The organism is Empedobacter sedimenti (assembly GCF_030005555.1).
Lineage (GTDB): Bacteria > Bacteroidota > Bacteroidia > Flavobacteriales > Weeksellaceae > Empedobacter > Empedobacter sedimenti.
In genome coordinates, this window is sequence record NZ_JASCQG010000019.1 from 22,313 (window position 1) to 33,949 (window position 11,637).

Genomic DNA, 11,637 nt, shown 5'->3' on the forward strand with positions numbered 1-11,637 from the left:
CGGTATAAGAAATATGAACAAAACAAGAAGTAAATATTAAAATTGCTTTAAAATTTTTAAGTCATCAATGAACGATTTTGCTACTTTAATTAATGCGCTCGACAGTACTAACAAAACCTCTTTAAAACAAGAGGCAATTATCGAGTTTCTTCAAAAGGCGTCTTCGCATGATAAATTATGGTTTCTAGCTCTATTTACAGGGCGAAAACCGAAACGAAATGTCAATTCTACCTTAATGAAAATGTGGGCGATGGAAGTTGCCGGAATTCCAGAATGGCTTTTTGTAGAAAGTTATTCCAGCGTGGGTGATTTAGGGGAAACCATTTCTCTTATTTTACCACCACCAACCAAAACGATTGACTATTCTTTGTCAGAGTGGATGCAAAAAATCATTTATCTAAAAGAAAAAACAGAAGATCAGAAAAAAGAATTCATTCTTGATGCGTGGAGCGGTTTAGATTATGTAGAGCGATTTATTTTCAATAAGCTTTTGGGTGGCAGTTTCAGAATTGGTGTTTCCAGTAAAACTTTAATCAATACGCTTGCAAAATATTATAATTTAGATCCGAATGCCGTTACGCACAGTATTATGGGGACTTGGATAATAGAAGAAGTCGATTTCGAAAAGTTGATCAAAGGCGATTATACTGCGACCCATTTATCCAAACCTTATCCGTTTTGTCTGGCTTATGCGTTAGAAAAAGAAATTGAAGATTTGGGCGAAACGCAAGATTGGTTGGTAGAATACAAGTGGGATGGTATTCGGGGACAATTTATCAAGCGAGAAGGCGAAGTTTTTATTTGGTCGAGAGGCGAAGAATTGGTGACTGATCAATTTCCAGAAATTAGAGATGAATTATTTCAGTGGAAGGGTAATTTTGTTTTGGATGGTGAGATTTTAGCATTTAAAAATGAGAAAGTTTTAAATTTTACTGAACTTCAAAAACGCTTAAACCGTAAAAATTTAACCAAAAAAATATTGGATGAAATTCCCATTGTTGTTTATGCGTACGACGTTTTAGAGTGTGATCAAGATGATTATCGCGAAAAATCGATGATGCAAAGAAGATTAAAATTAGAGCAAATTCTAGAAGTCAATCCTTCGGACAAAGTACATCTTTCAGAAAAAATTATTTTTGAAAATTGGAATCAACTTCCCGCAATTCGAGAAAATGCTCGAGAAATTAATAGTGAAGGTTTAATGCTAAAAAATGTGCATTCTCCTTATCATACCGGTCGCAAAAAAGGTGATTGGTGGAAGTGGAAACTCGATCCGTTAACGATTGATGCGGTTTTAATTTATGCTCAAAAAGGAAGTGGGCGAAGAAGCGGTTATTACACTGATTATACTTTTGCCGTCAAAAAAGAAGGAAAATTAGTCACGATTGCGAAAGCGTATTCTGGTTTAACAGATAAAGAAATACAAGATGTTAGCAAATTTATTTCTAAAAATGTGTTAGAAAAATTTGGACCTGTACGAACGGTAAAACCCGAATTGGTTTTTGAGTTGGCTTTTGAAGGAATAGGTTTTAGTAGTCGACATAAATCGGGTGTGGCATTGCGTTTTCCAAGAATTTTACGTTGGCGACGCGATAAAAAAGTGGAGGATATAGACGATATTGAAGATATTAAAAAATTAATCACGTGACCGAGAAATTTGAGCAATCCAACGGCTATCAACTCATCAAAAACTGGATGCAAGCCAAGGATAGGGAAGCTTTTGGTTTTCAGAAGGAAGCTTGGCAACGCTTTGCGAATGGCTATTCTGGGATGGTTATTGCTCCTACTGGCTTTGGGAAAACTTACTCTCTTTTTTTAGCTGTTGTTATTGATTTTTTTAATCATCCCGAAAAATACGGAAAAGGTCTGAAACTCCTTTGGATAACCCCACTGCGTTCTTTAGCTAAGGATTTGGCGAGAGCCATGCAAGAAGCGATTGATGAAATCGGGCTCGATTGGGTGGTGGAAGTTCGAAATGGCGACACCGATGCACAAAAGAAAGCCCGACAAACCAAGAAAATGCCCGACATTCTTTTGGTAACGCCCGAAAGTTTGCATCTTCTTTTGGCTCAAAAAAATAACGAAAGATTTTTTACGCATCTCAAAGCAATTGTGGTTGATGAGTGGCACGAATTGTTGAGTACCAAACGTGGCGTTATGGTAGAATTGGCTTTAGCTGTTCTAAAATTTCGGCAAGCAAACATTAGAATTTGGGGAATTACGGCAACCATCGGTAATTTGGATCAAGCTTTGGATGTTTTGATTCCGAATACTAAAAAGAGAACCAAAGTGGTCGCTAAAGAGCAAAAGAAAATCGAAATTCTCTCCGTTTATCCTTCAGAAGTAGAAATTTTACCTTGGGCAGGACATTTGGGCGGAAAATTGGTACAAGATGTAGTTCCCATTATTTTAGAAAGTAAATCTACTCTGATTTTTACCAATACGCGTAGCCAGAGCGAAATGTGGTATCAGCTTTTATTGGAAGCGTATCCCGATTTTGCTGGGCAAATTGCATTGCATCATAGTTCCATTGATGCTAATTTGCGTCAATGGGTAGAAGAAAATTTAAGTTCCGGACTGTTAAAGGCGGTGGTTTGTACATCTTCTTTAGATTTGGGTGTCGATTTTAAACCTGTAGATACTGTGATTCAAATTGGTTCCAGTAAAGGCGTTGCACGATTTATGCAAAGAGCAGGACGAAGCGGACACTCTCCTTTTGAAACCTCAAAAATTTACTTTGTTCCCACTCATTCCTTAGAATTGATTGAAGCTTCAGCGTTAAAAGAAGCCGTTAAAAATAAAGTGATTGAAAGCAGGGAACCTTTCGTTTTGGCTTACGATGTTTTGGTGCAATTTCTCGTTACTTTGGCTTTGGGCGGTGGTTTTTATCCCAAAGAAATTTATCCCATTATCAAAAATACCTATGCTTTTTCTGAAATAACGGAAGAGGAATGGCAATGGTGTATATATTTTATCACTCAAGGCGGAAAAACAGGTGAGAATTACGAAGAATTTCATAAAGTGGTGAAACAAGAAGATGGAAAACTAGTTGTTGAAAAAAGAAAAATAGGCATGTTGCACCGCATGAATATTGGAGCTATTGTAAGCGATTCGATGTTACGAGTGAAGTTTTTGTCGGGTGGTTATATTGGGATGATTGAAGAATATTATATTACTAAACTGAGGAAAGGTGATAAATTTGTCTTGGCAGGACGTGTTTTAGAATTCGCTATGCTGAAAGAAATGACAGTTTTTGTAAAATTGTCGAGTGGTAAAGCGATAACTCCTAGTTGGCTCGGAGGTAGATTGCCTTTGTCATCTAATTTAAGCTTTTTTTTACGTAAAAAATTAGCTGAATCACTTTCACCAAACGCTCGTGAAAAAGAACTTCGATTTTTGCATCCCTTGTTGGTGAATCAGAATGAAAATTCGCACATTCCGAAAGAAGATGAATTTCTAGTAGAGCACATCAAAACGGGAGAAGGTTATCATTTGTTTTTTTACCCTTTTGAAGGGAGATTGGTGCATGAAGTGATGGCAGCTTTATTGGCATATCGAATTTCTAAATTGTATGCTATCAGCTTTTCGATGGCGATGAACGACTATGGGTTTGAACTTTTTTCGGACAGAGAAATACAATTGAAGGATACGGAATTGAATCAAATTCTTTCCAAAGTAAACCTAATGCAAGACGTTATTAGCAGTGTAAATGCGACTGAAATGGCACGAAGAAAATTTAGAGATATTGCTGTGATTTCTGGAATGGTTGTCCAAACGATGCCCGGAAGACAAGTTAATAACAAATCTTTGCAGGCTTCATCGGGAATTATATTTTCTGTTTTGGAAGATTATGACGCGCAAAATTTATTGTTAAGACAGGCATACACGGAAGTTTTTAACCAGCAATTGGAAGAACAACGATTAAACACAGCCTTTGATCGCATTAGTGAAAGTAAAATCATTTATGTAAAATCGAATCGATTTACACCTTTAAGCTTTCCGATAAAAGTAGACAGTTTGAGACAATCACTTTCGAGCGAAGATTTGAGTACGAGAATTAGGAAAATGCAAGAGGCAAATTTGAAGAAAAAAGCAAAACGGAAATGATTTTAGCAGAAAAGACAATCAATGTTAAGCAACAAAATTTAGTTTTAACAAATCAACGGGCGTTGTTTTGGCAAGAAGCAGAAACCTTGGTTTTATCGGATCTACATTTAGGAAAAACTGCTTATTTCAGAAAAAACGGCATCGCTTTACCAACCGAAATTATCGATAACGATTTGAAACGTTTGTCAGATTTAATCTTTCACTTCCAACCTAAAAAAATGATAGTTGTAGGTGATTTTGTTCATGCAGGAAAAAATTCTGAATTTAAGCTATTTGCTAAATGGAAATCTCAATTTTCTAATTTAAAAATTATCCTAATAAAAGGTAACCACGATAGAATATCAAAGGAAAAATTGATTGACATGGGTGTTACAGAAGTTTATGAAATTTACGAAGAAGAGAATTTCATTTTTTCCCATGAAAAAGTGGAATCGCAAGAAAAATTTGTGATTTCGGGACATCTTCATCCAGGAATTAGAATGAAAACTCCAGTTGTGAGATTTGTTAAATTTCCGTGTTATATTGTGACTGATTTCCAACTAATTTTACCAGCTTTTAGTTCGTTTACAGGTATGGATACAAATAATCATCCCAAAAATTCAAGCTATTATTTTTTTACCAAAGATGAGATTTATATTATATAAGTTTCTTTAATTTGTTTCATTAGCAATACTATTTTTAACATAGATATTTTATTTTAAACACTTTATACTGAAAAAAATATAATCATAAATAATTTGCCATTAACTTGTTTAAATTTCAGTAATGTTAAATTCTAAATTAATAAGTTATAAAAGAAGAACATATAAATTTCAATTCTCAAGAAATTGAGAACCTTTTAAATGAATTATATGATAGAGCATTTGAAAAGGGATTTAATACTTCACAGGTATATGAAGGGAATCAATGTGAAGCTGATCCTCGAGAAGGCGTGATATTAAGTGAAGGTAGAGAAGTTGGAGAATCTGGTAAAATTGACCACCCAATTCTGGCGAAATTGATCACCTGATTCTGGTTTAACTTGACCATATGATTCTGGTAAAAATGACCACCTAAAAATTGGGCTGTAAAAACATATCAAAAAGTTAGTTTAGCTAAAAACAAAAATAGCAAACAACAAGATAGATATGTTGCAAATCAAACAATTATTACGACTTTACAGCAAAGGAGAAAGTAAATTAAGTATTAGTAATCGCTTAGGACTTTCTCGCAATACAGTACGTAAGTATATTGGGTTATTTCATGCGTATCAATTAACTTTTGAAGAATTATCGGATTTAAGTGTAGAAGAAGTAGAAGATCTTTTTGAAACACGAGAACTCTTACCTGATAGTCGAGAAAGTGTTGCGAAAAACTTCTTTCCTTATGTATCCAAAGAGCTTAAAAAGACAGGAGTAACTCGATATTTAATTTGGCAAGAGTACAAAGAAAAATATCCTGAAGGTTATTCTTATGCTCAATTTTGTCATCATTATCGTACATGGAGTTTACGTATTACACCTTCTTACCACATGGAACACAAGGTTGGTGACAAAATGTTTGTGGATTATACAGGTAAAAAACTTTCTATTATAGACCGAAATACAGGCGAAATACAAGAAGTTGAAGTTTTTGTAAGTATCCTAGGGTCTAGTAGATTAACGTATGTAGAAGCTACATTGAGTCAAAAGAAAGAAGATTTTATTGGGAGTTTAGTCAATACCTTGGCTTTTTATGGTGGTGTTCCTGCTGCCATAATTCCAGATAATCTAAAATCAGCGGTAAAGAAAAGTCATCGTTATGAACCTGAAATAGCTGATAGTCTTCAAGATTTTGCACTTTACCATAACACAACCATTCTTCCCACCAGAGCGTATCATCCCAAAGATAAAGCTTTAGTTGAAAATGCAGTGAGAATCACTTATACAAGAATTTTTGCTCCTTTACGTAACAAACAGTTTTTTGATTTAAAAAGCTTAAACGAAGCTATTTTCGAACTTTTAGAAATCCATAATAATCAACCTTTAAAAAAAGAAAAAATCTCACGTCGAGCAGTTTTTGAAGAAATAGAGCGCTCAGAGCTGATTCCTCTGCCTAAAATACACTATCAACCCAAAGATTTTAGCCGTGGACCGTTCAAAAAAATAGTCATGTCTATTTAACAAAAGACAAACATTGTTATAGTGTTCCCTTTACCTATATCGGAAAAAAAGTACTGATCATGTACAGTAAAAACATGGTTGAAATTTACCATAATGAAAGACGAATCGCTTTACATGAGCGTATTTATGCTAAATATGGTTACAGTACACAGAAAAATCACATGCCTTCTTCTTATCACTATATATCTGAATGGAATCCTAATCGATTTATTAGTTGGGCTCAGAATATTGGTGAACATACAGAGCATTATATTGCTAAAGTTCTTGAGAAAAAACATCATCCCGAACAGTCTTATAAATCATGTATCGGTATTTTATCGTTAGCTAAAAAAATAGGTGAAATACGTTTAGAGAATGCGTGTAAACGAGCTTCAGATTACGGAAGATATAATTACAAAACCATCAAAGATATTTTAGACAAAGGACTAGATCAGTTCTATGAAGGGGATTTTGTTCAAGAAAAAAAACTTCCTAAACACCGTAATATTAGAGGTGGTAAATACTATGAATAATCAAATAAAAATTTAAAACAACATGAATCAGAACACCTTAGACAAAATGAAACAAATGAAGCTTTATGGTATGCATAGAGCTTTTACAAGTACTTTAGAACTTGGAAGTACAACTTATACTAATGACGAATTAATCGCCTTTTTAATCGATTCTGAGTTCGATGACAAAGAAAACAGAAAGGTTGAACGATTGATAAACACTGCAAAATTCCGTTACAAAGCGTACATGGAAGAAATTACCGCAAGTACAACCCGAAATCTTGATAAAAATACGATTGCACGACTTTCTTCTTGTGATTTTATTGGACAAAAACAGAATATTTTAGTCACTGGTTCAACAGGTGTTGGAAAGAGTTTTATAGCCTCTGCAATCGGCTACAAAGCTTGTATGAAAGGGTATAAAGTCATGTATTTTAGTGCAGGTAAATTATTTTCAAAACTAAAAATGGCTAAAGCAGATGGCTCTTATCATAAAGAAATAGACCGAATAGAAAAGCAAGACCTTATTATTCTGGACGACTTCGGATTACAAACTTTAGATAATCACAAACGAGATTTTTTTATGGAAATAATCGAAGACAGACATGGAAAACGATCAACAATTATTGCTTCTCAACTTCCTGTTAGTGCTTGGCATGAGGTTATTGGTGAACAAACTGTTGCAGATGCTATACTTGATAGAATGGTACACAACTCCCTAAGAATAGACCTTAAAGGAGAATCACTTCGAAAGAAAAATGCAATCAGCGAAAAGAAATCTAAAAATGAAATAATAACTCCATAATTTTAGTACTTTAGTAACTACTTTTTGACCGTGTTTTTACACTTCATTTTCACTGGTCATTTTAAACCAGAATACACTGGTCACTTTCATCAGAATTTACAAATGAAGAACAAATGATATTTTAAACATTCAAATACATTGAAAATTTCACAAAAAAAAGTTTTTTTTTAATTATTTGGCTCAAGTAAAAAGTATTTCATTGAGCCAAATAATTAAAAACATATTTAACGCTTATTTCCAATAGTTCCAATTTGTTCCATCAAATATAGCAAGTGTTTTACTGACGGTATCATAACATATCATTCCTGTATAAGGACTTTTGACGGTTAAATGAGGATTTGATATTTTAGGTAAAATCATAGCTTTATCTGTTGATTCTAAGACTAAAATGCCTGTTGCGACAGAGGTTTCGGCTCCAATAATAACTCCGTTTCCTATATCATTGGATGTATTTGAAATAAGGTTTGATGTATTTCCTATATCGCTGAGATCTTTCCATACATTATTTTCAACCATACGTACTTTTTTTGTATTAATGTCAAAGACAAATGTTCCGTTAGTAGGTGATACATTTGTAGTATTGGTTACAGCAGGTAAAATAATGCCTTTTGAATTTGTTGAGCTTTGATCAAAATCTAATAATGTGTTTGATCCAACAACGTTTGTTTTTCCTACAGCAATTTGAGCATAAGAAAAGCTACTTAAGATTAATATGATATAAACAAGATTTTTCATAATTATAACAGTTATTTATTCATTACAAGATTTTGAAATACATTTCCAAGTTGTTCCGTTATATAATTTGATACAGCTTGCACTAGTGTCATAAATTAACATTCCTTCCTGTGGTTGAAGAACATTTGTAGAGCTAGAAACTCTAGAAATTACCAGACCTTTATTCTTTGATTCTAACACAATAAATCCATTTGGAACATCGGCTGGCCATGTTGATCTTGGAGAAGCTAAAGAAGATATTCCTACACTTGTGGATGGTATTCCTGCAGTTGAAAAATCGCCTTGTTTAACACATATATTATTTTGACAAATTAGATTTCCATCATTAGCGGTTGGGTTGCTTGCATCTATTTTAAGATTGAATACTTTAATATTGTTGAAAGCACTTATTAAAGAAAAAACTTCAAATTTAATTTCATCAAATGGTTTAGTTGCTCGGAATCCATAATTTCTTTTTCCTGTTCCAATTGATAATATGATCGATAAATCAAGTAAACTTGCATCATTTGCTACCTCTTGTAAAACACCATTTAGATACGTTTTGACAAAGAATCCTTCTAAAACGTCTGCCTGAAGAAGATAAGGAACATCTTCTATTGTAAATCCTACGTAGGTACCACTCGGATATTTGTTTGTTAAATCTAAAACACTTATTCCTACTGTTCCTCCAGCTCCAACATTCATGTTTAAAGTTGTATAATCCGTAGCTGATGGAGTAATTAAGTTTTGAGCGTTGTCAACTCCACACAGAGCACAAGCGAGTCCTTCTGGTCCTGTTTTAAATTGATTTATGACTACTGGATGATTAGGTGTGTTTTCAATAGGCTGATTAGTGCTACAGTCAATAGGATTTTGACATGGATTCATAATGTATAAATCGTATATTTTAACGGTTCCTAATGAAATACCTACTGGTTGTTCATAAATTAATTGTATTTCATCAAATGCAGCAGGTGCCTTGAACCCTAATGTTTTTCGAATATTTGTCGCGACATTTGCACCCAAAAGGAAATTGCTTCCTTCTATAATCCCTACTTGTGCATTATTCCTTAATAAACGAAGTTTTAATTTAGGCAAAACAGCTACATTAATTAAACTTGTAAATTCAACATCAAAAGAAACATATGCTCCTACGCTAAAAGGTGTCAATTGTTTGTGTATAGCAATTGTCGCTGTACTAAGTGCTCCCACTGGAATATTAATGCTAGCATATGTTAAAGGATTGTTATCTAAAATATGGTCAATATCTACAATATTACCGACTGTTGCAATACCTGTTACCCCTGTATTATTACCAATACTAACTGGATATTGATTTTTCCCTATTAATGTATTCGTATTACACGCAAATGCTGCTCCTTCACAAAATTGTTTGACAATCATATTATAAATTCTTGTCTCACCTAACAGATCAACACTCAATAATGTTGACATTCTAAACTGAACCTCATCAAATGGTTTTGTTGTAACAAAACCGACAACACTGCGTGGCGCACTGCCTAAAACGCCTACATTTAATAATAACGAATTTGAATTTGATGTTTCTTGCTCTACTCCATTTAAATAAGTTCTGATTGAAATCCCACCTAATAGATTAACATTTAACAAATTTGCATTCGAAATTTCAAATCCTGCAAAATATCCTGCATTAAATTGCTGACCACTTGTCGCTACAGATAAGGATGCTGTGCTTGCTACAGAAGCAGTTACATTAATTGAAGCATAATCATTTATGTCACTATTCATAACATTATTTGAATTACTTATTGAAGCAACAGTCACTCCTCCCGTACCTGTACGAATTTGTTGGACAATTGCTGGATAAGTAGGAGCTATAATTCTAGTATCTACATTACAAGAGGGCGCTGGTCCGTTACAATTACTTTTTACCACCAAATTATAAATCTGGGTTGATCCAAATACATTATGTCCTAGCAGATTTGTCTGTACATATTGAACCTCATTAAATGATTTAGTTGTCGTGAATCCTACTTCAGCCCTGTTAGCACCTCCTAATAAAGATAAACTAACGAGTAAGGTATTGCTATTCGATGTTTCTTGTAAAACACCATTCAAATAAGTGACGATTTTTGTTCCGTTTAATAAATCTAAATTGAGTAGATTGGTGTTTGAAATCTCAAATCCAGCAAAAGATCCTGCATCATATGTTTTATTCAAATCTTTTATCGATACTTGAGCTGAAGCACCTACTGCAACCCCTAAAGACATTGTAGCAAAATCTGTTGTATCGCTATTGACAATGTTTCCAATGTTTGTAATGTTGCCTACTGTCAGACCGCTTGTTCCTGTTTTATTGTACTCATAATTAACGACAGCGGCAAAATTATTCTCTATAATTCGTGTACTTGTATTACAGACTAAAGTCTGCGGAGTTGCACATGATGTGATGGTATAAACATAGTTAATATCTGTTACTGTTATACCCAATGTTGTGACTGTAACCCTTATTTTATTAAACGGTTTAGTTGAAGTTACTCCAAGGTTTCTATTGGAAGCAGAAACTGCTGAGATAGGTACGGTAACCTCTATATAGTCACCAGTCGCGACTGTATTTAAATAAGTTTCAACTCGGTATGTTGTTGATAAAGCAACTGCACTTGTTTCAGATAAAACAACTCCTGCATAAGTTCCGGCAGGATAATTAATAGAGTTATTTTGAACCTCAATAAATGCTGTTGGATTAATCAGTACTGATGTCCAGGTTGCTGCATTTGTTAAATCTGTGTCTGTTAACCTGTTTTTATTTGAGAATTGATCCCCTATAACTTGTGAAGAATTAACGGTAAGCGCATTTACTGCTGTAAAATTATTTGTCGTCCAGGTAACCGGAGAATTGCATGTTCCTTGCCCGTATACCCAATTAAATAAGCATAGAGATAGGAACAGAAATAAATTAGGGACAATATTTTTCATGTTTATAGTAGTTGTTTAATTAATAAATCTTTAGTTGGCAGTAGAAATATTAATTAACAAAATAAACAATGAAGGAGAGCGTATTTTTAAGTTAGACAAGCAGATTGCGTAATCGCAATATATAAATATATACATTCTTTTCTTCAAAATAATAAATGAACAATAAAAACCATAAAATATTAAAATTGCAAGAAATTAAATCGATTAAGTCAACTCAAAAAAATATATTGATTTGCACTTTTTATACAATAATTTCTCATTCATAAAAAAATTCTTAATAAATCGAACAAACCTTCTATTTTTTTAATAGTTGTTCAAATATTTTAATTTAGATAGTAATTATCCTATGTAATCTTCCCTAAAAACCGGACCGTTTAAAAATATAGTTTATTAACTTAGGGATAATTATGAAACAGAGCAATTT

The 11,637-nt window shown here is 33.5% G+C and carries 8 protein-coding genes; 6 read left to right on the forward strand and 2 right to left on the reverse strand.

Annotated elements, in window-relative coordinates; translation table 11 throughout:
- Nucleotides 1-67 precede the first annotated feature (67 nt).
- The 6 genes from QHG34_RS14720 (at nt 68) to istB (ending at nt 7,544) form a co-directional block, all read left to right on the forward strand.
- A complete protein-coding gene (locus tag QHG34_RS14720; RefSeq protein ID WP_282630989.1) occupies nt 68-1,648 on the forward strand; it encodes an ATP-dependent DNA ligase in 1,581 nt (526 codons plus the stop codon).
- Nucleotides 1,645-4,107, forward strand: coding sequence for a ligase-associated DNA damage response DEXH box helicase (locus QHG34_RS14725; protein WP_282630990.1), 2,463 nt, complete (start codon nt 1,645-1,647; stop codon nt 4,105-4,107). The genes QHG34_RS14720 and QHG34_RS14725 overlap by 4 nt, the downstream gene beginning before the upstream one ends.
- Nucleotides 4,104-4,751 carry a ligase-associated DNA damage response endonuclease PdeM gene (gene pdeM, locus QHG34_RS14730; protein ID WP_282630991.1) on the forward strand — a complete coding sequence of 216 codons (648 nt, stop codon included), beginning with the start codon at nt 4,104-4,106 and terminating at the stop codon, nt 4,749-4,751. The genes QHG34_RS14725 and pdeM overlap by 4 nt, the downstream gene beginning before the upstream one ends.
- A gap of 483 nt (nt 4,752-5,234) precedes the next feature.
- The gene (gene istA / locus QHG34_RS14735; RefSeq protein WP_282630992.1) at nt 5,235-6,248 is read left to right on the forward strand and encodes an IS21 family transposase; all 1,014 of its coding nucleotides are present in this window, start codon (nt 5,235-5,237) and stop codon (nt 6,246-6,248) included.
- Between the two features lie 38 nt (nt 6,249-6,286).
- Nucleotides 6,287-6,760 carry a hypothetical protein gene (locus QHG34_RS14740; protein WP_407080918.1) on the forward strand — a complete coding sequence of 158 codons (474 nt, stop codon included), beginning with the start codon at nt 6,287-6,289 and terminating at the stop codon, nt 6,758-6,760.
- A gap of 22 nt (nt 6,761-6,782) precedes the next feature.
- Nucleotides 6,783-7,544, forward strand: coding sequence for an IS21-like element helper ATPase IstB (gene istB / locus QHG34_RS14745; protein ID WP_282630994.1), 762 nt, complete (start codon nt 6,783-6,785; stop codon nt 7,542-7,544).
- A 231-nt stretch (nt 7,545-7,775) separates the two neighbouring features.
- Here istB and QHG34_RS14750 read toward each other — a convergent pair whose 3' ends face one another.
- Both QHG34_RS14750 and QHG34_RS14755 read right to left on the reverse strand, forming a co-directional pair.
- Entirely contained in the window at nt 7,776-8,279 is a 504-nt protein-coding gene (locus QHG34_RS14750; RefSeq protein ID WP_282630995.1) for a hypothetical protein, read from the reverse strand.
- Nucleotides 8,280-8,294: 15 nt separating this feature from the next.
- Nucleotides 8,295-10,727, reverse strand: coding sequence for a hypothetical protein (locus QHG34_RS14755; protein ID WP_282630996.1), 2,433 nt, complete (start codon nt 10,725-10,727; stop codon nt 8,295-8,297).
- Nucleotides 10,728-11,637: the final 910 nt, after the last annotated feature.